This is a genomic window from Methylobacterium sp. 1A, assembly GCF_058072805.1.
In genome coordinates this window covers 3,843,389-3,869,188 of sequence record NZ_JBYQVE010000001.1, presented here as the reverse complement: position 1 = coordinate 3,869,188, position 25,800 = coordinate 3,843,389, and the positions used below count along the sequence as shown (strand labels likewise).

22 protein-coding genes are annotated in these 25,800 nt (G+C 67.5%); 13 read left to right on the top strand and 9 right to left on the bottom strand.

The window, feature by feature from the left end; translation table 11 throughout:
• Positions 1-88: 88 nt before the first annotated feature.
• Positions 89-1,117, bottom strand: a complete 1,029-nt coding sequence (locus ACX9MN_RS18645) for an IS110 family RNA-guided transposase (protein WP_091980604.1) — start codon at positions 1,115-1,117, stop codon at positions 89-91.
• Between the two features lie 475 nt (positions 1,118-1,592).
• On the opposite strand from ACX9MN_RS18645, the gene ACX9MN_RS18640 reads away from it, so the two are divergent.
• The 8 genes from ACX9MN_RS18640 to ACX9MN_RS18605 all read left to right on the top strand — a co-directional run bounded on the left by ACX9MN_RS18640 (position 1,593) and on the right by ACX9MN_RS18605 (position 11,807).
• Positions 1,593-2,450, top strand: a complete 858-nt coding sequence (locus ACX9MN_RS18640; protein WP_489725035.1) for a helix-turn-helix domain-containing protein — start codon at positions 1,593-1,595, stop codon at positions 2,448-2,450.
• Positions 2,451-2,587: 137 nt separating this feature from the next.
• Positions 2,588-5,560: a xanthine dehydrogenase family protein molybdopterin-binding subunit gene (locus ACX9MN_RS18635; RefSeq protein ID WP_489725034.1), complete on the top strand. Its 2,973-nt coding sequence runs from the start codon at positions 2,588-2,590 to the stop codon at positions 5,558-5,560.
• Positions 5,557-6,420, top strand: coding sequence for an FAD binding domain-containing protein (locus ACX9MN_RS18630; RefSeq protein WP_042669572.1), 864 nt, complete (start codon positions 5,557-5,559; stop codon positions 6,418-6,420). The genes ACX9MN_RS18635 and ACX9MN_RS18630 overlap by 4 nt, the downstream gene beginning before the upstream one ends.
• Complete coding sequence (locus tag ACX9MN_RS18625; RefSeq protein ID WP_042669571.1) at positions 6,408-6,941, top strand: (2Fe-2S)-binding protein; 534 nt, start codon at positions 6,408-6,410, stop codon at positions 6,939-6,941. Before ACX9MN_RS18630 ends, ACX9MN_RS18625 begins: the two co-directional genes overlap by 13 nt.
• On the top strand, positions 6,934-8,493 hold the full coding sequence (locus ACX9MN_RS18620) for an AMP-binding protein (protein ID WP_020096248.1): 1,560 nt from the start codon (positions 6,934-6,936) through the stop codon (positions 8,491-8,493). Before ACX9MN_RS18625 ends, ACX9MN_RS18620 begins: the two co-directional genes overlap by 8 nt.
• Positions 8,494-8,536: 43 nt before the next feature.
• Positions 8,537-9,343: an enoyl-CoA hydratase/isomerase family protein gene (locus ACX9MN_RS18615; protein ID WP_020096249.1), complete on the top strand. Its 807-nt coding sequence runs from the start codon at positions 8,537-8,539 to the stop codon at positions 9,341-9,343.
• A 173-nt stretch (positions 9,344-9,516) separates the two neighbouring features.
• Positions 9,517-10,866 carry an MFS transporter gene (locus ACX9MN_RS18610; RefSeq protein ID WP_020096251.1) on the top strand — a complete coding sequence of 450 codons (1,350 nt, stop codon included), beginning with the start codon at positions 9,517-9,519 and terminating at the stop codon, positions 10,864-10,866.
• A gap of 140 nt (positions 10,867-11,006) precedes the next feature.
• Positions 11,007-11,807 carry an alpha/beta fold hydrolase gene (locus ACX9MN_RS18605; protein ID WP_100253854.1) on the top strand — a complete coding sequence of 267 codons (801 nt, stop codon included), beginning with the start codon at positions 11,007-11,009 and terminating at the stop codon, positions 11,805-11,807.
• A gap of 595 nt (positions 11,808-12,402) precedes the next feature.
• On the opposite strand, the gene ACX9MN_RS18600 is transcribed toward ACX9MN_RS18605, so the two are convergent.
• The 4 genes from ACX9MN_RS18600 to ACX9MN_RS18585 form a co-directional block, all read right to left on the bottom strand.
• Positions 12,403-13,254 carry a fumarylacetoacetate hydrolase family protein gene (locus ACX9MN_RS18600; protein WP_205833530.1) on the bottom strand — a complete coding sequence of 284 codons (852 nt, stop codon included), beginning with the start codon at positions 13,252-13,254 and terminating at the stop codon, positions 12,403-12,405.
• A gap of 14 nt (positions 13,255-13,268) precedes the next feature.
• A complete protein-coding gene (locus ACX9MN_RS18595; RefSeq protein ID WP_056531139.1) occupies positions 13,269-13,925 on the bottom strand; it encodes an alpha/beta hydrolase in 657 nt (218 codons plus the stop codon).
• Complete coding sequence (locus tag ACX9MN_RS18590; RefSeq protein ID WP_489725033.1) at positions 13,922-15,316, bottom strand: MFS transporter; 1,395 nt, start codon at positions 15,314-15,316, stop codon at positions 13,922-13,924. Before ACX9MN_RS18590 ends, ACX9MN_RS18595 begins: the two co-directional genes overlap by 4 nt.
• 80 nt (positions 15,317-15,396) lie before the next feature.
• Complete coding sequence (locus ACX9MN_RS18585; RefSeq protein WP_020096256.1) at positions 15,397-15,885, bottom strand: carboxymuconolactone decarboxylase family protein; 489 nt, start codon at positions 15,883-15,885, stop codon at positions 15,397-15,399.
• A gap of 177 nt (positions 15,886-16,062) precedes the next feature.
• On the opposite strand from ACX9MN_RS18585, the gene ACX9MN_RS18580 reads away from it, so the two are divergent.
• From ACX9MN_RS18580 to ACX9MN_RS18565, 4 genes are all read left to right on the top strand, one after another.
• Positions 16,063-16,998, top strand: a complete 936-nt coding sequence (locus ACX9MN_RS18580) for a LysR substrate-binding domain-containing protein (RefSeq protein ID WP_246757388.1) — start codon at positions 16,063-16,065, stop codon at positions 16,996-16,998.
• 74 nt (positions 16,999-17,072) lie between these two features.
• Complete coding sequence (locus ACX9MN_RS18575) at positions 17,073-17,723, top strand: polysaccharide deacetylase family protein (protein WP_354456023.1); 651 nt, start codon at positions 17,073-17,075, stop codon at positions 17,721-17,723.
• A 201-nt stretch (positions 17,724-17,924) separates the two neighbouring features.
• Entirely contained in the window at positions 17,925-19,301 is a 1,377-nt protein-coding gene (locus ACX9MN_RS18570; protein WP_056531145.1) for an MFS transporter, read from the top strand.
• 480 nt (positions 19,302-19,781) lie between these two features.
• Positions 19,782-20,297, top strand: coding sequence for an STM3941 family protein (locus ACX9MN_RS18565; RefSeq protein ID WP_020096260.1), 516 nt, complete (start codon positions 19,782-19,784; stop codon positions 20,295-20,297).
• Positions 20,298-20,312: 15 nt separating this feature from the next.
• Here ACX9MN_RS18565 and ACX9MN_RS18560 read toward each other — a convergent pair whose 3' ends face one another.
• From ACX9MN_RS18560 to ACX9MN_RS18550, 3 genes are all read right to left on the bottom strand, one after another.
• Positions 20,313-21,548: a winged helix-turn-helix domain-containing protein gene (locus tag ACX9MN_RS18560; protein WP_020096261.1), complete on the bottom strand. Its 1,236-nt coding sequence runs from the start codon at positions 21,546-21,548 to the stop codon at positions 20,313-20,315.
• 80 nt (positions 21,549-21,628) lie between these two features.
• A complete protein-coding gene (locus ACX9MN_RS18555) occupies positions 21,629-21,892 on the bottom strand; it encodes a hypothetical protein (RefSeq protein ID WP_020096262.1) in 264 nt (87 codons plus the stop codon).
• A gap of 173 nt (positions 21,893-22,065) precedes the next feature.
• Complete coding sequence (locus ACX9MN_RS18550; RefSeq protein ID WP_280142567.1) at positions 22,066-22,188, bottom strand: hypothetical protein; 123 nt, start codon at positions 22,186-22,188, stop codon at positions 22,066-22,068.
• Positions 22,189-22,682: 494 nt separating this feature from the next.
• Between ACX9MN_RS18550 and ACX9MN_RS18545 the strand changes: the two genes are divergently transcribed.
• Complete coding sequence (locus ACX9MN_RS18545) at positions 22,683-23,177, top strand: GNAT family N-acetyltransferase (protein WP_489725032.1); 495 nt, start codon at positions 22,683-22,685, stop codon at positions 23,175-23,177.
• A 40-nt stretch (positions 23,178-23,217) separates the two neighbouring features.
• Here ACX9MN_RS18545 and ligD read toward each other — a convergent pair whose 3' ends face one another.
• Positions 23,218-25,728, bottom strand: coding sequence for a DNA ligase D (gene ligD, locus ACX9MN_RS18540; protein WP_354456022.1), 2,511 nt, complete (start codon positions 25,726-25,728; stop codon positions 23,218-23,220).
• Positions 25,729-25,800 lie beyond the last annotated feature (72 nt).

Here is a 25,800-nt window from a genome sequence, read left to right as displayed (position 1 = left end):
CCGGCGGGGTGTCCCGGCTCCCGGTCTGACCGGTTCGCCATCAACTCTCATCGTCCTCGCAACCTGGAAACGTCTCCTCTACGTGCTGTCAGGCGGCCGTGGCCGCCGGTGCGCGGTAGGTGCCGCCGCGGGTCATGATCGCCCAGGCGACCCGCGCCGTGCGATTGGCCGCCGCCACAGTCACCACGCGCACTGGCTTACGCTGCAGCAGCGCCGGCAGCCGCGGGTCGACCGAGGTCGGTGTCGTCTTCGCGCGCCGGATCAGAGACGTCATGCCGACCACGAGCAGCCGGCGCAGGTAGCGGTCGCCCATGCGTGAGATCCGGCCCAGGCGCTCCTTGCCGCCACTGCAGTTCTGCAGCGGTGTCAGGCCCAACGAGGCAGCGAACTGCCGACCGGAACGGAAGCGCTCGGGCTCGCTCACCGAGGCGGCCAGCGCGGTTGCCGACACGATGCCGACACCCGGGATCGTCGCAAGCCGCTGCGACAGGTCGCTGTCTCGATGCCAGGTGAGCAACTCCTTCTCCAGTCGGGTGAGCTGAATCTGCAAGGCACCGATCTGATCGGCCAACCCGGTCACCACGCGCTGGGCTAACGGCGGCACCTCGGCCGCGTCTCCGGCCGAGAGCCGGGCCGCCAGTTCGAGCGCGTGCCGCAGGCCCCGCGCCATCTCGATCCCAAACTCGGCGAGCAGGCCTCGGATCATGTTCACCAGCTGCGTGCGTTGCTTGACCAGCAGGTCGCGCGTCCGGTGCAGCGCCAGCGCCGCCTGCTGCTCGGTCGCCTTCACGGGCACGAAGCGCATGCTGGGGCGCGTCACCGCCTCACAGATGGCAGCGGCATCGTTCGCATCGGTCTTGCCGCGCTTGACGTACGGCTTCACGTAAGCCGGCGGCATCAGCCGCACGTCATGGCCGAGCTTTATGAGTTCCCGGGCCCAGTGGTGCGCTGTGCCGCACGCCTCCATGCCGATCAGGCACCGCGGCAGCTTGGCGAAGAACGGCGTGACCTGCGCCCGCCGCAGCGCCTTCCGAACGACGACGTGCCCAGCTGCATCGACGGCGTGAACCTGAAAGATGCTTTTGGCCAGATCGATGCCGACGGTGGTGATCTCCATGGGGATGGCTCCTGCATGAGCGTGGCTGCTGCTTCGACAGCGACCACATCTTGGCACCGAGATGCCGTCAGTCGGAGCGGGAGCCATCCACCCCATCTGCTTTCTCTGCCCCCCATTTCCAAAGCAGCCGTTCCATTATCGGCCAGACTACGACACGCTGGATCGCAATCGCGGGTAAAACCAGACATTCGGCTTGGCGCCCATACCCGCCGCTGGAGCGCGCTGCCTGCCTCGCGGCAAGCAGACAGTGTCGGCATCAACTGGAACTGTCGTTTGCCGCAATGAAGCGATCGATACTGGCGCCGGAGAACATTGCATGTCCTGAAAGTCGATGGTGCCATAGCACTGATGGGTAGGCTCGGAACGGAAATCAGCTATCCCGTAAGATCGTCGGAGCGATGACACGGCGTATTTTATGCGATCAGCCGGCCGGCCAGAAACTGGTTGTGCCGTCGGAATCATGCTACTTGCAGGCATGTCTGAGGCTCTCGAGATTGCTCATGGCACCTTTGGTCGCGTGGCGCTCCTCGACATGGACCGGAGCCTTGTTCGGCACGCGCATCCGCACTGCCACGTTCTTCTGAAGGTCGAAGGGGACGACACCGAGTTCCTCGTCGGGGACCGTGTCGTTGCGCTGACCGACGAACAGGCCGTGCTCGTCAATGCCTGGGAAACGCACGCTTATCTCCATGATCCGCGCCGCGCCAAGGCGATGATCCTGGCCCTCTATATCGAGCCGGACTGGCTGGGGGCCTTCCGGCGCAATTGGGCGGCGAGCGGGGCGCCTGGCTTCTTTGGAAAGCCCTTGGGCGGCGTGACCCCGACGATCCGCCGCTTCGCGCACGACCTCGCTGCGGAGATGGTCTACGCGCCGCACTCCTCGCACATTCAGGATCAGTTGCTGTCGGGCCTGATGATCGCGGTAATCGAGCGGTTCACCGCGTGGCGTGAGGAGGCCGAGTCGCTCCGCGCCGCCGCCAGGCGCAACGCCAGCGATTGGCGCATCCGGCGGACTATCGCGCGAGTGCGCGCCGAGCCCGGTGCCACGTTGGGGATCGAGGCCCTGGCCCGTGAGCCGGGCCTTTCCCGAGCGCAATTCTATCGCCTGTTCGAGCAATCCACCGGAGCTCCGCCCCACGTCTTCCTCAACGCGATCCGCATCGAGCAGGCCGTCGAGTCGATCGTGGGCAGCGAGGAATCCTTGGCGGCGATCGGCACGCGCCTCGGCTTCGCCGCGCCTGCCCATTTCTCGCGCTTCTTCCGGGATCATGTCAGCGTGCCCCCAAGCGTATTCCGCAGCATTGTCCGGCGAAGCGGCCAACCCGCCGTGTGAAGCCAAAGGCCCTCCGCCACGTCGAAAATGAGACGTTTGGGTAAGTCGCGAGATGCCTCGGCATCGTGGCGCCCGCCCGGATCCGTCACTCTGCCCGCGACAAGGACCCCATCGAGAGGTCCGGTGGAGGAAGCGGCTTGGGCATCGTGTCAACGAGCTATGTCGGACGGTCCGTAGAGCGCGTTGAGGACGCCGCCCTGCTCTCCGGGCTCGGCCGCTACATCGACGATCTCGGCACGCGGCCCGGCACGCTGCACGCGTCGATCCTGCGCTCGCCCCACGCCCATGCGGACATCCTCGCCATTGACGTCCAGGCGGCCAAGGCGCTGCCCGGCGTCACCGCCGTGATCACGGGCCGCGACCTTGATGCCGTCACCACCGGTCTCGTCCCCGCCCTGCGGGCGGCCGTCGATGCCCGCGCCATCGCGGTGGACCGGGTGCGCTATGTCGGCGAGCCGGTGGCTATCGTCGTCGCCCGCGACCGCTACCTCGCGGAGGACGGCTGCGACCTGATCGAGGTTCAGTACCGGGTCCGCCCGGCGGTGGTCGACCCGCTGGCGGCCCTCTCCCCCGACAGCGAGATCCTGCACGAGGGTGTCGGCGCGAATCTCGTGAGCGACCGGCGTTTCCGCTACGGTGACCCCGAGGTCGCCTTCGCAGATAGCCCGCACAGCCTGTCCGTGACCGTGCGCTACCCGCGCAACACCGGCTCGCCGATGGAGACCTACGGCGTCGTCGCTTCCTACGACCCCACCGACGACTCCTACGACGTGCTCGCGAACTTCCAGGGGCCGTTCAGCATTCACGCGGTCGTTGCCCGGGCGCTCAAGGTGCCGGGCAACCGCCTGCGCCTGCGCACGCCCCCGGATTCCGGCGGCAGCTTTGGGGTGAAACAGGGCGTCGCCCCCTACGCGGTCCTGATCGCCGCCACGGCCCGCCTCGTGGGACGGCCGGTGAAGTGGATCGAGGACCGGCTGGAGCACCTCTCGGCCTCCGTCTCCGCCACGAACCGGGTCACGACCCTCCGGGCCGCCTTCGAGGCGGACGGGCGCGTCACCGCTCTCGATTGGGATCAGGTCGAGGATTGCGGCGCCTACCTGCGGGCGCCCGAACCCGCCACGCTCTACCGGATGCACGGCAACCTCACCGGCGCCTACGCCATCCGCAACGTCGCCGTACGCAACCGGGTGGTGCTCACCAACAAGACCCCGACCGGCCTCGTGCGCGGCTTTGGCGGGCCGCAGGTTTACTATCCGCTCGAACGGCTGATGCAGCGCATCGCCGTGACGCTGGGCCTCGATCCCTTCGCGGTGATCCGGGCAAACCTAATCCCGGCCGACGCCTTTCCCTACCGCACCGCGACAGGCGCTCTCTACGATTCCGGCAATTACCAGCGCGCCCTCGACGAAGCCGCCCGGGATGGCGGGCTCGTCGAGTTGAAGCGGCGACGGGACGCCGCCCGCGCCGAGGGCCGCCTCTATGGGATCGGCCTGACGGCGGCGGTCGAGCCCAGCGTCTCCAACATGGGCTACATCACCACCGTCCTGACGGCGGAGGAGCGCACCAAGGCCGGGCCGAAGAACGGCGCGCAATCGACCGCCACCATCACCCTCGATCCGGTCGGCTCGGTGACGGTGCAGGTCGCTTCGGTGCCGCAGGGCCAAGGGCACCGGACAGTGCTGGCCCAGGTGGTGGCCGACGTCCTCGGCCTCCCGATGGAGCAGGTCCGGGTCACGGCCGACCTCGACACCGCCAAGGACGCATGGTCCATTGCCTCCGGCAACTATGCGAGCCGCTTCGCCGCCGCCGTGGCGGGGGTCGCGCACCTCGCCGCCACCCGCCTGCGCGACAGGCTCGCGCGGATCGCGGCGGCGCAGCTGAACCTACGTCCCGAGGACCTGCTCTTCGCGGATGGGCGCATCGCCTCGCGATTGAACCCGGATGCAGGCCTGCCCTTCGCGCGGGTGGCCGCCACGAGCCACTGGTCGCCGGGCCTCGTGCCCGAGGATCTCGGCGCGGTGATCCGCGAGACGGTGTTCTGGACGCCCCCGGAGCTGACCGCTCCGGACGCGGAGGACCATATCAATTCCTCCCTCTGCCACGGCTTCATCTTCGACATCTGCGGCCTGGAGATCGACCGGGTCACAGGGAAAATCGCCATCGACCGCTACGTCTCGATGCACGATTGCGGGCGCGTACTGCACCCGGGCATGGTCGAGGGCCAGGTGCGCGGCGGCTTCGCGCAGGCGCTCGGCGCGGCAGTCTACGAGGAACTCGCCTACGGCGACGACGGCGCCTTCCTGTCCGGCACCTTCGCCGATTACCTCCTGCCCACCGCGACCGAGGTGCCGGACCTGCGCATCCTGCACGTCGAGAGCCCGTCTCCCTTCACGCCGCTCGGCGCGAAGGGGGTCGGTGAGGGAAACTGCATGTCGACGCCGGTCTGCCTCGCCAACGCGGTGGCCGACGCCCTCGACCTCGAGGCCATCGACCTGCCCCTGACGCCTGCCAAGCTCGCCGCCCTCGCGGCAGGGGGCGACGAGCCGGCGCCGCCGGCCGGTCGAGCCGCGAAGGCCGCCGCGAAGGCGGGCGACCGGACCCTGCGCGGCGACGGCGCGGCCACCGTCACTGCCCCGCCGGAGACGGTCTGGGCGATGCTCCTCGACCCGGACGTGCTCGCCTCCGTCATTCCCGGTTCGCATGGGGTGCGGAAGCTCTCCGACACAAGGTTCCGGGCCGACGTCACCCTCGGCGTCGGTCCGGTGAAGGGTCGCTACAAGGCCGAGGTGATCCTCTCCGATCTCGATGAGCCCCGGGCGGTGACGCTCACCGGCACGGTGACGGGCGGCCTCGGCAGCGGCGGCGGCACCGGCCGTTTGACCCTGGAGCCCGACGGCTCGGGGGGCACGCGGATCGCCTACGTCTACGAGGCGGCGGTGGGCGGCAAGGTCGCGGCGGTGGGCGGACGCCTCCTCGACGGGGCCGCGCGGGTGATCATCGGCGGGTTCTTCACGGCCCTCGCCCGGCGAGCCGGCGGGTCCGGCAAGCGCGGGCTCCGCCTCCCGGCCGCCCTGCGATGGCTCCTCGCGCGTCTGGGGGTGTCCGCATGAAACCCGCGCCCTTCGCCTATCTGCGCGCCACGTCCGTGGACGACGCCCTCGAAGCCCTGCGCCAGCACGGCCCCGAGGCCCGGATCATCGCGGGCGGCCAGTCCCTGATGCCGATGCTCAACATGCGGCTGACGAAGCCCGCCGTGCTCGTCGACGTGATGCGCATCCCCGCTCTCAAGGAGCCTCGCCTCGACAAGGGGGCCCTCGTTATCCCGGCGGGCGTGCGGCAGGCGATCCTGCTCGACCGGCCGGGGCTCGCCCGGGACTTGCCGCTGCTGGCCGCCGCCCTGCCGTGGGTCGGGCACATCCAGACCCGGGCACGGGGGACACTGTGTGGCTCCGTCGCCCATGCCGACCCGAGCGCAGAGATTCCCCTCTGCCTCGTGGCGCTCCAGGGCGAGGTGCATCTGCGCAACCGGCGAAAGGTCCGGCGCGTCGCGGCGGAGACCTTCTTCGCTGGCATGATGGCCACTGACCGGGCCGACGACGAGATGATCGAGGCCATCGCCTATCCGCTGCGGCGGGAGGGCACCGGCACGGCCTTCGCTGAGATCGGGCGGCGACACGGCGACTACGCGATCGTCGCCTGCGCCGCCGTGGTGGACGGCACCCGGATGCGGCTCGCTGTCGGCGGCGTCGCCGACCGGCCCACAGCCCGCGACTTCCCCCACCTCGACGGCTCGGCGCTCGACGATGCCCTCAACGCCTTCGCCTGGGACCTCGGCGCGGGGGACGACCTCCACGCCACCGCCCGCTACCGCCGCGACCTCGTGCGCAGCCTCGGCCGCCGGGTGCTGGAACAAGCCGCCAAGGTCGCCCGCGGCGACACCCATCAGGAGGCCGTGCCATGCCACAGCTAGACGCGCAGGACCGTCACACGGTCGCCTTCACCCTCAACGGGCGCGAGACCGCGGTCGAAGTCGAGACCCGCACCCTGCTGACCGACGCCCTGCGCCACGGGCTTGGGGCCACGGGCACGCATGTCGGCTGCGAGCACGGCGTCTGCGGCGCCTGTACGGTGTCCATCGACGGGGTTCCCGCCCGGGCCTGCCTGACCCTCGCGGTGGGGGTCGAGGGCTGTGCCGTGCGGACCGTCGAGGGTCTGGCCCCGGAGCCTGGCCGCCTCGGGGTGCTGCAGGTGGCCTTCCGGCGGCGGCACGCCCTGCAATGCGGCTTCTGCACCGCCGGCATCCTGATGTCACTCGACGCCTATCTCGCGCTCCGGCCGAACCCGTCACGACGAGAGATCACGGAAGTGATCGGGGGCCATCTCTGCCGCTGTACCGGCTACGCGCCGATCATCGAGGCCGCCCTGGAGGCGGCTGCGGAACTCAGGGGCGACATCCCGGCCCCGTCATCCCCGGAGGCCGCCCATGCTTGATCTCGGCACCAGCTTCCTCGCGAGCGTCTCCCGCGATCCCTGGGCCCTGGCCCTCGTCGACGGGGAGACCCGGCTGACCTACGCGGAGTGGTTCGGGGTCATTTCCGCGACCGTGGCCGGGCTCGACCGGCTCGGGCTGAAGCCCGGCGACCACCTCGTCACGGTCCTTCAGAACCGGCACGAGGCGGCGACCCTGCACTGGGCCTGCCAATTCTCGGGAGTCGTGATCACGCCAATCAACTGGCGGGCCAAGGCCGAGGAGATCGATTTCGCGATCGAGAACGCGGAAGCCCGCGCCATCGCCTACGAACCGGTCTCGGCCGCGAGCCTGCGTGAGAGCGCGGCATCGCAGCTGATCCCGCGCATCGCCGTCGGCACGCCACCCGGCCCCGGCGAGACGGCCTTCGCCGACCTCGCCGCCACCGAGGAGCCGTCGGCGACGCCCCGGGCCGACGCGGAGGCGATCTCGCTGATGCTCTACACCTCCGGCACCACCGCCAAGCCCAAGGGGGTCCCACGGCGACACCGGGCGGAGCGCGCGGCGGCCGTGGCCCATGTAGCGCAAAACCTCTACGGGCGCGGCGAGCGCACGCTCGGCGTGATGCCACTCTACCACACGATGGGGGTGCGCTCGCTCCTCGCCATGTCGCTGATCGGCGGGACCTTCGTCTGCCTTCCCCGGTTCGATGTGGCGGGGGCGCTGCGGCTGATCGCGGCCGAGCGGATCACCAACCTCTACCTCGTGCCGACCCTCTACCACGACCTCGTGCACCACCGGGATTTCCAGGCGACGAACACGACCTCCGTGCGCAAGCTCGGCTTCGCCGGGGCACCGATGACGGACGGCCTGCTCGCCCGCCTGACCGAGGCGTTCCGGCCGGACCTCTTCGTCAATCATTACGGCTCGTCGGAGGTCTACACCTTCACGATCAACCACGAGGCGGCGGTTAAGCCCGGCTCGGCCGGGCGGGCGGGCCTCAACACCATGGTACGTGTCGTGTCCCTGGGGGGCGATCCTAGCCGGACCGCCGCGCCGGGCGAGGAGGGCGAGATCGCCGTCATCGCCAAGGGCGACGAAGCCTTCGAGGGCTACTGGCATCGCCCCGAGGCCGACGCCAAGGCCTTCCGCGACGGCTGGTACTTCACCGGCGACACCGGCTTCGCCGACGCCGACGGCGACCTCTACGTCACCGGGCGGGTGGACGACATGATCATCACCGGAGGCGAGAACGTCTCGCCCGTCGAGATCGAGAGCCGCCTGTCCCTGCATCCGGCGGTGTCCGAAGTCGCCGTCGTCGGCCTGCCCGACGAGCGCTGGGGCCGGATCGTCGCGGCCTTCATCAAGCGGAGCGGCAGCACCGACGCGGCGGCGCTCGACGCCCATTGCCGGGCCGGCGGCCTGCCGAGTCACAAGCTGCCGCGCCGCTACGTCTTCGTGGACGAGATCCCGAAATCGCCGGTCGGCAAGCTGCTGCGCCGCCAACTCGTGGCCGGCGAGTACGTCCTGGAAGGCGGGGCCGAGCCCCATGCCGAAGGTCACGAGGCTGCCTGACGGTCCCGCCCCCACTCCGAATCACAAGCGAGAGACCAAACCCATGACGAGCGACACCCACACCATCGACCCGCGCCTGACGAACCTCGACGGGTTCCGCGTCGAGATCGACTCGGAGCGCGAGCGCGCCGACGTGATCCTGGCGCGGCCGCCCATGAACGTCATTGCGATGCCCCAGCGCGACGAGATCCGTAAGGTGTTCGAGGCGCTGGACGAGGATCCCCGCGTGCGGGTCATCGTCCTGCGGGCGGAGGGCGAACACTTCTCGTCGGGGGGCTACATCAAGGGCTTCCTCGACGCCTCGCCCGAGCACGTCTCGAAGCTCGCCTGGAACATGGCGGCGCCGGCCCGCTGCTCGAAGCCCGTCATCGCCGCCAACCGGGGCTATACGTTCGGCGTCGGCTTCGAGATCTCGCTGGCCTGCGACTTCCGCATCGTCTCCGAGACCTGCCGTTACGCCCTGCCCGAGCAGAAGCTCGGGCAGATTCCCGGCTCCGGCGGCTCGGCCCGTCTCCAGAAGATCGTTGGCATCACCCGGACCAAGGACATCGTGATGCGCTCCAAGCGCATCCCCGGACGGCAGGCCCTCGACTGGGGCATCGCCACCGAATGCGTGGCCGACGCGGACCTGGAGAAGGCCACCGACGCGCTGGTCGACGAATTGCGCGCCTTCTCCCCCATCGCCCAGCGCACCGCCAAGAAGCTCCTCAACGACACCGAGGATGCGAGCCTCTCCATCGCCATCGAGCTCGAAGGGCATTGCTACAGCCGCCTGCGGCAGGCCGATGACTTCCGCGAGGGCGTCGAAGCGTTCCACGCCAAGCGCGCGCCGCGCTTCACCGGCTCATAGCCCGGCCACGCCGGGGGGCTGCATAGCGGCTCCCCCCATCCCGTGACCTTCACCGCATCGCTTCGATCCCGCCCAGGCGGGAAACGACGGCGCGCGCCCGAATGGCTCCCATCCAGACCCAGAGCCCGAACCGGCCCCACCGCGGCAACGACCGCATCCCCCGGAGGAACCCCATGCAGACCGCCGCCACCTTCGCATCCGATCCCCCCGCCCTCGCCAGGCCCACCGGTCGGCAGACGGCGACGGCCGCCATGGCCTCGCTGTTCGGCTGGGGGCTCGATCTCTTCGACCTGTTCATTCTGCTCTACGTGGCGCCGGTCGTCGGCACCTTGTTCTTCCCGGCGGACAAGCCGATGCTGTCGCTGGCCGGAGCCTATGCCTCCTTCGCGGTCACGCTGCTGATCCGGCCCCTCGGCTCCGCCCTGTTCGGCTCCTATGCGGACCGCTTCGGCCGCCGCCGCGCCCTCATGGTGGCGGTGATCGGCGTCGGCCTGTCGACGGCGGTCTTCGGCCTCCTGCCGACGGTCGGCCAGATCGGATGGCTCGCCACCGCGATCTTCCTATTCTTCCGCCTCGTCCAGGGCGTCTTCGTCGGCGGTGTCGTTGCGGCATCCCACACGATCGGTACGGAATCTGTGCCGGAGCGGTGGCGGGGGCTGATGTCCGGGGCGGTCGGCAGCGGGGGCTCGGCCATCGGCGGCCTCCTGGCCTCCCTGGTCTTCTATCTCGTCTCGCTCATGGCGCCGGGCGAGGCCTTCGCCGACTGGGGCTGGCGGGTGATGTTCTTCTCGGGCCTACTGACCTCGGTGATCGGCCTGATCCTCTTCCGCAACCTCGAGGAATCCCCGATCTTCAAGGAACTGCAGGCCCGCAAGGCCGCGCTCCGGGAGGGTGCTCCGACGAAGGCCTCGCCGATCCGCTCGCTGTTCTCGCCGTCCAACCGGGGAAGCTTCGCGGTCGCGACGCTCATCTCCTTCGGCGGCGGCGCGGCCTACTACCTCACGTCCGGCTACCTGCCGACCCTCCTCAAGCTCGTGAACGGCGTACCGAACGCCACCGCCTCGATGATCCTGATCGGCGCCAACGTGGCGGCGGCGATCGGCGCCTGCGGCATGGGCGAACTGAGCCAGCATATCGGGCGCAAGCGGTCGTTCTTGCTGATGGGAGTCATCCGCCTGTTCGCCTTTCCCGTTCTCTTCCTGACCATGGCGAACACGACGAGCCTCATGGGGGTCGCGGCCTGTGCCTTCCTTCTCTCGCTCATCGCCAACGCCAGCTACGCGCCGCTGTTGATCTTCCTCAATGAAAAATTCCCGACGGCGGTACGGGCCACGGGGACGGGCCTGACCTGGAATATCGGCTTCGCGCTGGGCGGCATGCTGCCGACGTTCGTCTCCCTCATCGCCGATGGGCCGACGCAGATCCCGATGGTGCTGACGGTCGTGATGACATGCGTCACGCTAGTCTATCTCGTTGGCGCCGTTATCACTCCGGAGACGCAGGGCAACCTCGACCGGGCGTGACGGCCCCCCATGCAGGCGGAGCCACCTCCCAGGGCGAGCGTTCTGCTGGTCCTCCGCCTGCACGCCCTTGACCAGTCCGTCCTTCCCTATTCCGAGGGAAGGACGATACGTGCTGGTCGAATCCCGGTGGGAGCGATGAAATGGCTCGTCTGCAATCCTCCGGCTTCTTCGATCTCGGCGATGGTCGACTGGAATATCATTTCGTCGGTCGACAGCCGGAGGTGGCCCCCACGCTTGTGTTGCTCCACGAAGGCCTCGGTTCGGCGATGCAATGGGGCGCCCTGCCCGAGACCCTCGCCCAAACGACAGAGTGCGGTGTCCTGGCCGTCTCCCGCCAGGGATATGGCGCGTCGAGCCCGGTGCCCTTGCCTCGCCCGGCCGATTATCTCGAGCACGAGGCCCGCACAGTCCTCCCGCGGTTACTCGACGCCGCAGATTTCAGGAGCGGCGTGATGATCGGCCACTCCGACGGCGCCTCGATCGCCGCTCTCGCCTTGGCGGAAGGCGATGCCCGCCTGCGGGGCGGTGTGCTGATGGCACCGCATTTCTTCGTGGAGGAGGTCACGCTGTCCGCGATCCGGCGAACCCGAGCCGCCTACGAGCGGGGGCTCTTGAGGACCCGCCTCGGCCGCTGGCACACCGATGTCGAAGGGGCCTTCCGTGGCTGGAACGACGCATGGCTGGATCCGGCCCGGCGCGGATGGACGATCGAGGCTGCGCTGACACGCCTGACCGTCCCCGTGACACTTATACAGGGAACCGAGGACGCCTACGGGACGCAAGCCCAGATCGCTGCAGCCCGCAGATCATGTCCACCCAGCCTGCTCACAGTCCGTGAGATGCCGGGTGTCGGTCATGAACCACATCGCGAAGCTTTCGCGGACACGGTCGCTCTCATCTCGGCTTTCGTCGAGTATGTCCTGAAAGACGAACCAGGCTAAGGACCTACACAATCCTGACGGCGCTATGATGAATGACGGAGCTGTCTCCGACAACAGAAGCACATCTTCAGTTCGCGATTCTGCGAGAGGCGGAAACGCCACGTCCGCTATATGTCCCGCACTTCCGCAAATCGCCTTTCCGCTTCCGGCCAGCATTTTCCATCACGAAGCACTTCTGTGAACGTCTTCGATGAGTGGTTTTCTGTCTATCGAATTTCGGCCAGCAAGGCATGAAAGCGAACGTCGGCCACATGCATACTCACGAGGGAAGCCAGGCATTGGCCTGCTTGAGGTGAGCGCCATTTGTTCGTTCAGGTGTGAGGCCTAAATCATGCTGCTATGCCACGCCATCTTCGGCCACTACCTCCCGCGTCACGGCGAATTGGCCAACACAGCCCGTAGTGCTCCGCATTTCACTGCGTTCGTGGTCAGCACGTGCAATGCCGTTGCAAAGTTCTGCACCTGCCGCACATTGAAGCGGACCTACGGGCCTAAGATCGCGATTCTGCGAAATGCATGATCCGAGCAGGCCGCCGGCTCAGCCCGGATTGGATGGCGGGTCGCCCTCCCGACCCTGAGCCGGCCGACAGGCGCCCTAGCCGTGATCGGTCCGCCGGATGCGCTGGCTTTGCTGCCCGAGGCCCTCTATCCCTAGCGAGACCGTGTCGCCCGGCTGCAACCAGACGGGCTTGGGCTTGATCCCCATGCCGACGCCCGGCGGCGTGCCCGTCGCGATGATGTCGCCCGGCAGGAGCGTCATGTACCGACTGCAGTACGCGATGATCTCGCGAACGCCGAAGATCATCGTGCGCGAATTGCCCGTCTGACGGCGGGTTCCATTCACGTCGAGCCACATGTCGAGCTGCTGCGGATCGTGGATCTCGTCCTTTGTCACGAGCCAGGGTCCAATTGGACCGAACGTATCGCATCCCTTGCCCTTGTCCCATTGGCTGGACTGAAGCTGGAAGGCCCGCTCCGAGACGTCGTTCACGACGCAGTATCCGGCAACATGATCGAGGGCGTGCTCCTCGGTGACGTACTGCGCCGTCGATCCGATCACGACGCCGAGTTCCACTTCCCAGTCGAGCTTGGTTGAGTCGCGGGGCTGGATCGTGTCGTCGTTCGGCCCGCAGACGGCGCTCGGAGCCTTGAGGAAGATGATTGGCTCGCTCGGGATGGCCATGCCGGCCTCGGCCGCGTGGTCCGAGTAGTTGAGCCCGATGCAGATGAACTTCGAGAGGCCTGTGAAGGGAACGCCGAGGCGGGGGCTTCCTTCTACCCGGGGCAGCCGCGTCGGATCCGTCTGTGCGATCCTGGCGAGACCGTCGGGCGCGAGTTCGGACGGACCAAGATCACGGCACATCGACGAGAGGTCGCGGAGGACGCCTGCAGCATCGACCAGAGCAGGCCGCTCGGACCCAACCTCACCGTAACGACAGAGCTTCATCGATCATCTCCGGATCAAGGGCGAATCAAGTGGGAGGAAGCCGGTCCAGCGGGTGCCCCTTCGGCGAGAGAGCTGAGCCAGTCGCGGGCGAGGGGCACATCGGCCGGTGTCAGGTCGTGGCCGCAGGGTAGGACATGGTGGGTCGCTTCGGCGCCCAGCTCGGTCAGGCAAAGTGCCAGATCGGCCCCGAGTGCCGGCGGCGCGATCGTATCCGTCTCGCCCGAGACAACGACGGCGCGCTGCCCGACAAGGGCAGCGGCCGCGGTACCAGTCAGCGGTGGAACGGCGCGCAACAGGATCGCGCCCGTCAGAAGAGCAGGATGCAGAAGCATGAGTGCGGCCGCGATGTTGGCTCCGTTCGAGAAGCCGAGGGCAAGCGGGGGCCCGAAACCGTAACGGTCGCGGGCGGCCGCGACGAAGGCCGCCAGTTCATCGGCTCGGCGGACGACCTCGGATGAATCGAAACGACCGTCCGGATGGCGAGCGAAGTGGCGCAGCTTGCCACCTTCCGATACGGCTCCGCGGACGGCCAGCATCGGCGCGCCGGGGGCCGCTGCCTGGGCAAAGGGCACAAGCTCGTCTTCGTCACCTCCGGTGCCGTGCAGCAGGAGGAGCGGCGATCGGCTCCCTTCCGACGCATACCAGCGGTGGGCCAAGCTATCGAGGCTCACCGGCCTGCCTCCGACCCGAAACTGAGCCCGGAGTTGGCGGGGTGGGGCGTGACTCGCGTGAACGGGCGGCGTGTCGCCAGGAGTAGCACCACGATGCCCGTCAGCATCAGGCCAGTCATGAACCACAGGCCGGGCGTCAGGCTCCCCGTCGCGTTCCGGATCCAGCCCAGCAGGAAGGGGCTCACGAAGCCACCCGTGAGGCCAAGGCAGTTGATCAGCGCCAAGCCGCCCGCGGCCGAACGCTCGGGGAGATAGGCCATCGGGATGCCGTAGAAGATCGGCATCGCGCCGAAGAGCGTCGCGGTCGCGACGGAGAGCAGTGCCAGGACGACTGGAAGGTTCGCGCCGGCGAGGGACGCCCCAATCAGCGCGCAGGCACCGACACCGACACAGACGGCGTAGTGCCACCGCCGCTCTTGCCGTCGGTCAGAGCGTCGGGACAGCCACACCATGCCGATGCCGCCGATCGCATAGGGGATTACGGACCATAGGCCAATTGCGGCGGCTCCCTGGACACCGGCGGCCTGCATCATCACGGGCATCCAGAAGGTGATCGCATAGAGCCCGCAGACGAGGGTGAAGTACGCCAGCGCGAGGACGTAGATTCGTGGGTCGCGGAACGCCGCACCGAATGCATGGCCGCCGGCAGCCAAGTTCCCGTCCCGGTTGATCTCTGCCAAAAGGAGCATCTTCTCGGATGATGTCAGCCAGGGAGCATCTTGAGGCTTGTCGACGAGGATCCGGAGCGCGACGAGCCCGAGAAGCACGGCCGGCATGCCCTCCAGAAGGAACATCCACTGCCAGCCCCTGAGGCCGAGGACGCCCTGCATGCCTTCGAGGATGAAGCCTGAGATAGGTGCACCGATCACACCGGCGAGCATGCTGCCGCTCAGAAAAATTGCAGTCATTTCCGCCCGGCGGCGGTTCGGATACCAGAGCGTCAGATAGTACATCACCCCGGGGGCGAGGCCCGCCTCGAACGCTCCCAGGATCAGCCTCAGCGCGTAGAACGAATGGGGCCCGGTGATGAACATCGTTGCCGAGGAGGCGAGCCCCCACAGGATTAGGATGCGCGCCAGCGTTCGCCGGGCGCCGACGCGCTGAAGGACGAAGTTGCTCGGGACTTCGCACAGAAAGTAACTGACGAAAAATAGTCCGGCGGCGAGGCCGTAAACCGCGTCGTTGAAGCCCAGCTCCGCGCGCATGTGCAACTGCGCGTAGCCGATATTCACCCGGTCGAGATAGGCAGCCACGTAGCATGCGAAGAGGAACGGCAGCAGCCGCCACTGCAATTTTCGATAGAGTGCGGCGCTATCCACATCATCCGTCTCGAATGACTTAGCCGGCGGTCGGCCAAGCACGGGCGGATCACCTCCGGGCGTCACGTCCATTTTCATGATCTCCCTATTCTGTTCCGGAACTTCCGTCCGGTTCGAAGGCACGCCGGGCGCAAGTTCTCTCGCGCTCGCCCTCAGAGACGTGAGAACCAGTCCTCAAGTTCGATATTGAGGGGGAGGAGGATGCGAACGACGCAGTTGTACCAAGCCGTCGTCAGGACCAGTTCTAGTCGCTCCTGCTCGTCCAGGAACCCGCACAATTCGGCCCAGAGGCCGTCATCGACACGGCCGGTCCGCGTCACGTCGCGAGCGAAGCGCATGACGGCGCGTTCGGAAGCGGTGAACCGGTCATCCGTCTCGAACTGCGCAAGCTGCTCCAGCTTGGCTTGGGACAGCCCGGCCTTCACCGCCGAGTTCCAGTGATGCGCGACCTCGTAGTCAGCCCGCGTCTCAAGCCCGACCGTCAGGACGGCTAGTTCGCGAAGTTGCCGGTCGAGCAGAGTGCTCTGGCGCAGCGACATCGCCATCGCGAGAACCCCGTCACACAGCGCAGGCGCGTTGGCGACGGCGAGAAAGACGTTCTCGACCGGCTTTCCCCGCAGCGCTTCCAGGCGGTCGAACAATCCCTGGTGATCTGGTCCGACGCTGGCCCGGCTCGCGTTCCCAATCCTCGGCACTTCGAGCTCCCAATCAGGGCGTTTGCGCGGAGTGGCGGACCGTGAAGGTAGAAGCCGTCAGCCCAGCGTCAGCATCGTATAGCGCGCCGGGTTGCATCGATATAATGATATCGATGCATTCAATTGATCGATGCCGTCGATCGAACGGGCAGACCGATGGAACTCCGTCACCTGCGTTACTTCGTGGCTCTGGCTGAGCACCTGAGCTTCACCCGGGCCGCGCGGCAGACGCACATCACCCAATCGACCCTGTCTCACCAGATCCGGCAACTGGAGGATCAGGTCGGGCAACGCCTGTTCGACCGCGTCGGCAAGCGCGTGTTCCTCACTGAAGCCGGGCAGAACCTGCTGCCCCGTGTCCTACGGGCCCTTGGCGAACTGGACGAGGGCCTTCGGGCGCTGTCCCCCCAGGATCAGGTCCTGACCGGTTGGCTTAGGATCGCCGCGACGCACACCTTTAACGTCAATCTCGTCCCCGCCTGCCTGACCGAGTTCCTCACCCGCAATCCTTCGATGCGCGTCGTCGTGGAGGAACTCGCCGCTAGCGTGATCGAGGAGCGGCTCCTGGCCGGTGCCCTCGATCTCGGTATCTCCTACAGGCCGGACCACCAGCAGGATCTCGCCTTCGAACCCCTCTATGACGAGCCTCTGGATCTCGTGCTTTCGCCTGAACACCGGTGGGCAGCCCGGAAATGGGTCCGCATGGCGGAACTCCACCATCAGCCGGTCGTGTTGCTCTCACCGGAATTCACCACCCGCAGGCTGCTGGATGACTGCTTCCGGCAATGCGGCGCCGTCCCGCACCTCGTCGCAGAGATGAACACGATCGGTCCCATCCTCGGCCTCGTTCGGCGTATGAACATCGTCGCGATCCTGTCGAGACAGGCCGTCCCAGAGGATGGGACGCTTTTGTCGGTTCCTCTCGAAACTCCCACGCCCATGCGGAGCCCTGGCGTGCTATTGCGCCGGAACGAGGTCCTGCCTCCGCACGTCGCATCCTTCCTGCACACGCTCCGACGAGCCTGCGATAAGACTTCTCATTCGTCGCGTCGGTTGTAGCGGGGATGTCGTCGCGGGAGCTCGCCAGTGTGTCCACGACCGCTACGGCGAACGAGCCCGAATTGGAGTCAGATATGGCAGCCAAGCAGGTCACCCTCACCTTCGACAACGGCCCCACACCACATGTGACGGATCAGATCCTGGGGATCCTAGACCGGGCCGGAATCAAGACCACCTTCTTCGTGATCGGGCAGAGGCTCGACGACCCCGCTGCAGCCGATCTCATGCGGGCTGCTCATACAGCGGGGCATTGGATCGGAAATCACACCTTTACGCATTCGGTGGCACTCGGGGACCGGACGGACCGGGACTATGCGCTCCGAGAGATCGAGGAGACGCAGCAAAGGATCGGTTCGCTGACGCGACCGGAGAAGCTCTTCCGCCCCTACGGGAACGACGGACTGATCGGCCGGCATCTGTTGAGTCGGGCGGCGCTCGATCACCTCCTCGCCGAACGCTACACGACGATCACCTGGAACAGCGTCCCCGGTGACTGGAAGGACGCGGACGGCTGGGTCGAGACCGCGATGGCCCAGGTGCGGGAGCAGGACTGGAGTGTCGTGGTCATTCATGACATCGAGGCTGGATGCCTCGTCCGGTTGCCTGAGCTGCTTCAACGTCTGACAGATCTTGGAGCGACCTTCGAGCAGGCGATTCCGAGGTCGGTGATTTTGACCGAAGCGGGACGGACTGTGTCGATGTCTCCGGACTTCATGGCCGATTGATCGGCACACCCTCGCAGGGCGTGCGACAGATCTGCCGGCATCATCGATCGATGGCATCGATTGAAACGACGAAAATATATCATCGCAACACTGCAAAATGGCCTGCTATGCTTCGTAGCGAGATTTGGCTCGGTCGGGACGACGCGAATTATTCGAACAGGATCGCGCCGCGGAAGCCAAGCTCGCGATGGGGGATTTGGAATGGCCGATGCGTCCAAGACGCGCGTTGCTATCGAGCAAGCGTCTGAGAACGAACGAGCCAGGATCTATCGGAAGATCAGCCTCCGGCTGATCCCGATGATTTTTCTATGCTATGTCCTGAACTACATCGACCGTGTAAACGTCAGCTTCGCCAAGTTGACGTTCCAGAGTGACATCGGCCTGTCGGACGCGAGTTACGGCTTCGGCGTCGGCATCTTCTACGTCGGGTACATCCTCTTCGAGGTGCCGAGCAATCTTCTCCTTGGCCGCATTGGCGCGCGCAAGACGCTGACACGTATCATGTGTCTGTGGGGCCTCGTGTCCTGCTCGATGGCGTTTGTGACGAGCCCGGCGACCTTCTACCTGGCCAGGATCCTACTCGGTGCGGCCGAAGCTGGCTTCTTCCCGGGCATCGTCCTCTACCTCACCTTCTGGTTCCCCCATCGCCTACGCGGGCGGGTGATGTCGCTGTTCGTCCTCGCCATTGCGGTGTCGGGCATCGTAGGCGGACCAGCCTCCGGTTGGATCATCCAGCACCTCGCTGGCGCGGCCGGCTTCAAGGGCTGGCAATGGCTGTTTCTCGTAGAGGGGGCGCTGCCGGTACTCGTCGGAGTCGGCGCGTTCTTTGTGCTGAGTGACCGACCCGCGGATGCCGCCTGGCTGACGCCACGGGAGAAGGCGATCGTGGCGGCCGATCTCTCATCCGGGACCTTCGAACAGGGACACGCGCCAGCGAGGGCCTTCCTGTCGGCCCTGCGAAATCCGAAGCTGTGGATCGCGACCTTCGGATATTTCTCCATCACCTGGGCGGGGACCGTTCTGAACTTCTGGGCGCCGACGATTATCCAGCGATCGGGCGTAGCCGACGTGTTCAGCGTCGGGCTCTTGTCGGCGATCCCCTATTCCGTGGGTGCCGTCGGCATGCTCCTGCTGTGCCGTAGTTCGGACCGGCGGCTCGAGCGGCGGTGGCATTTCGCCCTATCCGCCTTCCTGGCCGCGACGGCCGCCCTCGCCATCTCCCTCGTCGCGCAGAACGTTGCGGCGGCCATCGCCTGCCTGGCCCTGCTCGCCATCGGCTATCTGTCGGCGACCGCCCTGTTCTGGACCATACCGGTGCGCTTCCTGACCGAAGCCGAAGCCGTGGGAAGTCTCGCCTTCATCAGCAGCATGGGGCAGGTCGGAAGCCTGGCGGCGCCAATCGCGTTCGGATTTTTCACGAGCCTGACGGGCGGTCTCGCCGTCTCGACGGGTCTCGTCGCTTTCGTCCTTGCCACCGGCGGAATGGCTATTCTCTCCCTCCGCAAGCCGCGTTTGGTTGAAAGACCTCTGTCATCAAAGCCAATAAACACGGGCTGCGACTTCGGCACGCGGTCGTGACATCGCTCCTGTCGCTAGTGTCCAATTCCACAGCGGGCATGCTCTGAAGCGGATCGGCCGCTTACGGCCAGACTACGTCTCGCCGGATCGTCGGGGCACGTAGGACCGACCGTTTCGCTTCGCGCTCAACCCGGCCATTCGGGGTACACCGCCGTGTTCTCCGAAGCGGACGCTCCGGCAGCGCCACGCGTAAGACGGTGGATCGCGCGCACCTGCTCTCGATTGTCGAGAAGATCCAGGCCAGGAATGCCGCCCCGCTGATCCGCGCTGAGGCCGTCGCGGCGGATGCGTCTTCATTCGGGCCTGCCTGAACAAGGTGGAGAATCAACCCGAACGCGCCCGCGCTGAGGCGTTCTGGGACCGCGTCATGCAGGAAGTCGCCCAACATCGGCTACGGTATCGCCTTCGGGCGCGCGATAGTCGCTCTCCCGAGGAGCGACCTGGCGCAGGTCAGCCCATCGCATTGCGGAGTTCGCCTACGTGGATGTCGTCGAGATCCATCGCTCGCCGTGGCGGACCATCGGCCTCTTCCTGGCCTCCGTCGGTTTCGCGGCCTTCGCCGGCTGGCTGATCTATGCGCACCCGACAATCGGGCGCACGGCCGTGACGCCCGGAAGCTTCGCCGAGTTCGAGGCCTATGCCGGCGTCGCGTTCTTCGGCCTCTGCACGGTGCTGATCTTCCCCAAGCTGTTCCAGTCGAAACCGGTGGTGTCCGTCGGGCCGCGTGGGATCTACGATCGCAGGCTGTCGACCGACTGGATCCCCTGGGAGACGATCCGCAGCGTGACCCCGATGCAAATCCAGCGGCAGCGCATGCTGGTGCTGGAGATCGACCCGACGGCCGACGCGCATCTGTCCTGGACGAAGGGGGCGCGCCGCAGGGCCAAACTGAATCGGGTCTTCGGGCGGTCCGGTTACTGGATGACGGCGGCCGATCTGCGCGGCGGCTTCCCGGCATTGGCCGAGGCGGTGTCCGCGGCCCGGCGCAACGCGTAGCCTGGGGTCCGCCGGCTATTCCATCGCCGCCCGGTCGCTCATCCGGGAACTGACCCGGTGATCGCGGCTCTCCAGCCCGGCTGTCGACGAAATCACGACGTCGGACAGGCCGAGCCACGAGGCCATCAATCGCAACTCCGCGAGTATCCGCTCCATCGTAGCCGCCGGCGCACCCGGCTCTTGATGCGCGCGTAGGACGATCAGCGCCCCGGCCCGTCGATCCGCCTTCAGGTCGACCCTGGCTACCAGCGCGCCGTCCATGAGGAACGGCAGCACGTAGTAGCCGTGCTCGCGCTTGTGGGCGGGCGTGTAGATCTCGAGGCGGTACCGGAATCCGAAGAGGCGCTCCGTCCGTGGCCGGTGCCAGACGAGCGGGTCGAACGGCGACAGGAGGGCCGCGCCGCGGTGACGGCGGCCGGGCCGGGCATCCCTGTGCAGGTACGCCTGCTGCTGCCATCCGCGGACGGTCACGGGAATGAGCACGCCCTCCTCGACGAGCTGCTCGATGGGCAGGCGCGCCTCGGTCGGCGAAAGGCGGTAGTAGTCGCGCAGGTCGTTCGCGGTCGCCACGCCGAGCGCCTCCGCGGATCGCGCGACGAGTTCGCGCCGGGCGTCCACCGGAGCCGGGGTCGGTCGGGCGAGGACGGAGCGGGGCAGCACCCGTTCGGGCAGGTCGTACACGCGCTCGAAGCTGCCCCTCCGATGCGTCGACGCCACGAGTCCTGCCCAAAAGAGCCATTCGAGCGCGTGCTTGGCATCGCTCCAGACCCACATGCCCTTGGACGCCTTCGGGCCCGAGACGTCGGAGGCAGCCAGCGGGCCCTCCTGCCCGATCCGGGCGAGCATGGCGTCCGCCTCCGCGCGCCGCTCGCCCGCGAACGCCTTGAGCTGGTTCCATACGCCGTGGCCCTGGCGGGCGCGGTCCATGCGCCAGCGCAGCAGAGGCTGGAGATCGATCGGCAGGAGGGACGCCTCGTGACCCCAGTACTCGAAGAAGCGCTTCGAGCCTGCGACAGCCAGGGCGTCGAGGGCGCCGCGGTCGTAGGGCCCCAGGCGCGAGAACAGCGGCATGTAGTGGGCGCGGACGAGGACGTTCACGCTGTCGATCTGGAGCAGGCCCAGGCGGCCTATCTGCCGACGCATCCGCGAGACGGCGATCCCGTCCGATAGCGGGCGCATGCCGAGGCCCTGGGCGGTCAGCGCGATGCGGCGCGCTTCGGTAATCGACAGTTCCAGCTTCGATCCAGCCATGGGATGGGCGGGGAGGCGGGCGTCACGATCCTACGGCCGCAGGTGCTGACCTTCGGAGGATACCCTCCACCGTCATCTGCTCAGCGGATCGTGTGGCTGGCGGCCTCGACGGTGGCTGGCCGGGACGGCTTGTTGAACACCGTCTGGCAGCCCGGACTCAGGCGCGCCCTGTTCCGGACCATGCAGGCCGTGATCCGGTCACGGTCCGGGATCTCGCTCAGGCAGAGCTTGAATGCGTCTCCTCGGCACAGGCGCGCCGCCTCGGCATCGTCGGCCCTGGCGGGCGTGCCGACGAAGGGCGTCGATGCGACGACGACGGCGGACAGACAGACGATTGCTTTCATGGTGCCGAGGTGCCCGATCTGGATCCTTCCGAAGGGCGGGCGTCCGATGGGCCAAGTGGCATCTGCGCTCGCCGATCCCACAACAGGATCCGGAACCTCGGGTTCCGCCCGGGGATGCCGCCCCATGCGCCCGGCACAGGCGCACCATTCGTGGGCAGGGCCAGCGGCCCGGTCTACCGGTCGCAGCGGCCGTCGATCCGGTCCTGAAGACCAATCGCGACATAGACGAAGGCGCCGAGCAGGGCGACGGCCGCGGGCGTCGCAAACAGGAGCCACGTGTAGTCGTGCGGGCTCATCGCAGCTCCTTCGCACCCAGGGGGAGGGGCGTGCCCGCCCATGGATGGACCCGAACGGCGGGAAGCGATAGCCGGCCGGGCCTCAGGCTCGGCTTCCCGGCTACCTCGTGGCGCAGCGCTTCAGGGTGAACGGCTCGCCGGCCTTGAAGCCGCGTGCGATCGACGCGATCATCGTGTCGCCGGCGACCGAGAGCGTCCATCGCGCCTTCCTGGCCGAAGGACCGCCGCTGCAGACCTCGTCGAGCTTCCATCCGAAGCTGCCGGCCGTACCGCTCCCAAGAAAAAACGCCCCCGACGTTTCTGACGAGGGCGCGAGGTGCGTTGAGGACGACCCATGCGTCAGGCCACTGGTATAATGCATGCCAGAGCGAGAGGTGCAACTCCCGAATCCCGGCCACCCAGCTTGCGATCCGCGCTGGGGCCACAACGGCTGCCTTGATCCAGATTGCAGTCGGGATGGCGTACAACACTCGGTCGATGACACGCGAGAGTGCATGACATCGCTGCTGCAGATCTCATCGACCGACACCAGTCCGATCCTGGCCCTCAACAACACGCACGCGGCCGAGCTCTCCCTGCTCGACGAGGAAGGTCTCTCCGAGCTCGTGGCGGGGAGCTTCCACGCACGCCGGATTGGCCGCAACGACGCTTTCCTGATCGCCCTCGATGAGCGGCATCCGACCTATGCGAGCCCGAACTACCTATGGTTCCGCAGACGCTACCCGCGCTTCGTGTACGTCGACCGGGTCGTGGTCGCCGGCATTGCCCGCGGCCTCGGCTATGCGCGGCGGCTCTACGAGGATCTCTTCCGGAAGGCCCGCGAGGCCGGTCACGACCTGATCGTGTGCGAAGTCAACTCGATGCCGCCCAACCTGGGCTCGGACGCCTTCCACGCCCGGCTCGGTTTCGAGGAGGTCGGCGCAGCCACCATTCACGGCGGAGCCAAGACCGTCCGCTATCTCGCTCTTCGCCTGCCCGGCCCGCGCTGACCGCGCACGAGCCGACGGCAAGTCCATACAGACAGGCCAGTCAGGTTCGTCGACGCCCGCGCTTGCCGGCTGCCTCCAGAGGCCGCGCGGCACGCTCGAAGCCGGCCCAGGGATCCTTGCCGAGCGCCGCCAAGCGACCGGGCAGGGTGGCGACGTCGAAGCGCGATCCGGAACCGAGGGACGGGAGTTCGTCCCAGCCGACCGGCACCGAGACCGGCGCTCCCGCGCGGGCGCGGGTCGAGAAGGTCGCAACCGCGGTCGCACCACGCTGGTTGCGCAGATAGTCGATATAGATGCGGCCGTCCCTGGACTTCTTGGACACGGTCGCGACGTAGCGGTCGGGCGCGTTCTTGGCCATCTCGGAGGCGAGCCCCTTCGAGAACGCCTTCGCCTCATCCCACCCACCCTTCGGTTCGACCGGGACGACGACGTGCAGTCCCTTACCTCCGGTCGTCTTGACGAAGGCGCCGAACCCCGAGATCCGCAGACGCTCGCGGACCTCGAGCGCGCCGGCGACGAGGTCGGTCCAGCCCACGCCGTCCCCGGGATCCAGATCAAAGACCAAGCGGTCCGGCCGATCCGGGTCCGCGGCCGTCGCGCCCCAGGGATGGATCTCGAGGACGCTTGCCTGGACCAGGGCGCGCAGGCCATCCGGGTCGCCGATCACGACCGCCTTCCCGGTCCCGCCTTCGAGGACGCGGAGAAGGCGTTCGTCGATCCCGGACCAGCCGTGCTTCTGGTAGAAGCACGAGCCGAGGCCAGCCGGGCACCGGACGAGCGACAGAGGCCGGTCGATCACGTGCGGCAGGATGCGGTCGGCGATCTCGGCATAGTACCCGGCCAAGCCCTCCTTCGTCAGGCCGACGTCCGGCCAGAGCACGCGATCTGGATGCGTGAGCGTCATGGTCGACTCCGCGGTTCTCCGCTTCGGCGCCCGTGAGCGCGCCGGCGCCGCCTTCCGGACGACCTCGTCGGGCGCCACGCCGGTCCGGATGGTCTTGAACGACGCATGCCGCAGTTGACCGTCGGCGGTCCATCCGCGGAACGTCACCTCACATACGAGACGAGGCTCCACCCATCGTGCATTGCGGCGCGCCAGGGGCGGCAGTTCGGCGTCGAACGGCGGCGCTGGGATCCGCAGGGACTCCAGTTTCACCCAGAGCTCGCGCGCGACCGCGTCGCCGAACCCCGTACCTACCCGTCCCACGTGGACGAGGGTGCCATCCTGGTGTGTTCCCAGGATCAACGAGCCGACGGATTTCGGGGCCGTGCCTGAGGGCATGAAGCCCGCGACGACGAACTCCTGGGAGCCGGTGCATTTCACCTTGCGCCAGAGATCGCTTCGTCCGGAGCGGTAGGCCGCGTCGGCCCGCTTGGCGACGATGCCTTCGAGCCCGAGGCGGCAGGCATGGCGGGCCATGGCCGCACCGTCGTCGATGAGATGCTCACTGAACCGGATCCGGTCGGCGGACCCCGCATCGTCCAGGCTCTGCAGCAGCAGAGCCTTGCGCTCGGTCAGGGGGAGGGCGCGGATGTCCTTGCCGTCGATGTAGAGCAAGTCGAAGGCGTAGAAGAGCGCCGCGCCCGTGTCGCCGTCGGCGAGGGCCTGCTGAAGCGCCGCGAAGCTCGAGATGCCGCTCGCGTTATCGACGACGATCTCGCCGTCGATCAGGGCGGAGGGCAGCTTCAGCTTCTGCAGGGCCTTCGCGATCGGCTCGAACTTCGCCGTCCAGTCGAGGCCGGATCGCGTCGACAGCTTCACGGCACTTCCGTCGATGCGCGCCTGCATGCGGTAGCCGTCGTGCTTAATCTCGTACAGCCAGCCCTCTCCGGTCGGCGCCGCGTCGACGAGGATCGCCAAGGCCGGCTCGACGAAGGGCGGCAGCACGGCCTTGCGGGCGCGCGGGGACCGGGCCGAGGCGGTCTTCGTCACTCGCGTCAAGGCGACTTTCGCACGTGCCGCGTGGTCGGGTCTGATCTCGCCGCCGGCGGCGAGATCGCGGTTGGTCCGGCCCGACAGGACCGACGCATCGTGCTCGACGAGGATGTCGCCCTCGCGGCGGGCATGCTCGTCCTCGGCCTTCATCAGCAGCCACGGCTGCCTCTTCTCGCCGCCGCGACCCTTCATGCGCACGAGATGCCAACGGCCGCCGAGCCGCTCTCCGTGCAGAACGAACTCGAGGTGGCCCTTCTCGAGACCGGCGGCCGCATCGCCGACCGGTTCCCAGGAGCCGATGTCCCAGACGATCATGGTTCCGCCGCCGTACTGGCCCTTGGGGATCGCCCCTTCCCAGCGCAGGTAGTCGAGGGGGTGGTCCTCGGTGCGGACGGAGAGCCGCTTCTCGGCCGGCGATAGGCTCGGCCCGCGGGTGACGGCCCAGCTCTTGAGCACCCCGTCCATCTCCAGCCGCAGATCGTAGTGCAGGCGTCGGGCGTCGTGCTTCTGGACGACGAAGCGCGCCTTGGCGGCCTTCCGGCCACGGCGCCCACGAGGCTCGGGCGAGGCCTCGAAGTCCCGCTTCTCGCGGTACGGCTTGAGGAGCTCGGACATGACTTCCGGCAAACCGCCGCGGCCGATCGCCGGTTCCGGGATGCCGCTTCGAATGCGGGGGCAGACAAGATC

What these genes read in the sequence shown, in the direction of transcription:
- ACX9MN_RS18645 (WP_091980604.1), bottom strand. Translation starts at nt 1,117, where the DNA reads ATGGAGATCACCACCGTCGGCATCGATCTGGCCAAAAGCATCTTTCAG.
- ACX9MN_RS18640 (WP_489725035.1), top strand. Translation starts at nt 1,593, where the DNA reads ATGTCTGAGGCTCTCGAGATTGCTCATGGCACCTTTGGTCGCGTGGCG.
- ACX9MN_RS18630 (WP_042669572.1), top strand. Translation starts at nt 5,557, where the DNA reads ATGAAACCCGCGCCCTTCGCCTATCTGCGCGCCACGTCCGTGGACGAC.
- ACX9MN_RS18625 (WP_042669571.1), top strand. Translation starts at nt 6,408, where the DNA reads ATGCCACAGCTAGACGCGCAGGACCGTCACACGGTCGCCTTCACCCTC.
- ACX9MN_RS18620 (WP_020096248.1), top strand. Translation starts at nt 6,934, where the DNA reads ATGCTTGATCTCGGCACCAGCTTCCTCGCGAGCGTCTCCCGCGATCCC.
- ACX9MN_RS18615 (WP_020096249.1), top strand. Translation starts at nt 8,537, where the DNA reads ATGACGAGCGACACCCACACCATCGACCCGCGCCTGACGAACCTCGAC.
- ACX9MN_RS18610 (WP_020096251.1), top strand. Translation starts at nt 9,517, where the DNA reads ATGCAGACCGCCGCCACCTTCGCATCCGATCCCCCCGCCCTCGCCAGG.
- ACX9MN_RS18605 (WP_100253854.1), top strand. Translation starts at nt 11,007, where the DNA reads ATGGCTCGTCTGCAATCCTCCGGCTTCTTCGATCTCGGCGATGGTCGA.
- ACX9MN_RS18600 (WP_205833530.1), bottom strand. Translation starts at nt 13,254, where the DNA reads ATGAAGCTCTGTCGTTACGGTGAGGTTGGGTCCGAGCGGCCTGCTCTG.
- ACX9MN_RS18590 (WP_489725033.1), bottom strand. Translation starts at nt 15,316, where the DNA reads ATGGACGTGACGCCCGGAGGTGATCCGCCCGTGCTTGGCCGACCGCCG.
- ACX9MN_RS18575 (WP_354456023.1), top strand. Translation starts at nt 17,073, where the DNA reads ATGGCAGCCAAGCAGGTCACCCTCACCTTCGACAACGGCCCCACACCA.
- ACX9MN_RS18570 (WP_056531145.1), top strand. Translation starts at nt 17,925, where the DNA reads ATGGCCGATGCGTCCAAGACGCGCGTTGCTATCGAGCAAGCGTCTGAG.
- ACX9MN_RS18560 (WP_020096261.1), bottom strand. Translation starts at nt 21,548, where the DNA reads ATGGCTGGATCGAAGCTGGAACTGTCGATTACCGAAGCGCGCCGCATC.
- ACX9MN_RS18555 (WP_020096262.1), bottom strand. Translation starts at nt 21,892, where the DNA reads ATGAAAGCAATCGTCTGTCTGTCCGCCGTCGTCGTCGCATCGACGCCC.
- ACX9MN_RS18550 (WP_280142567.1), bottom strand. Translation starts at nt 22,188, where the DNA reads ATGAGCCCGCACGACTACACGTGGCTCCTGTTTGCGACGCCCGCGGCC.
- ACX9MN_RS18545 (WP_489725032.1), top strand. Translation starts at nt 22,683, where the DNA reads ATGACATCGCTGCTGCAGATCTCATCGACCGACACCAGTCCGATCCTG.
- ligD (WP_354456022.1), bottom strand. Translation starts at nt 25,728, where the DNA reads ATGTCCGAGCTCCTCAAGCCGTACCGCGAGAAGCGGGACTTCGAGGCC.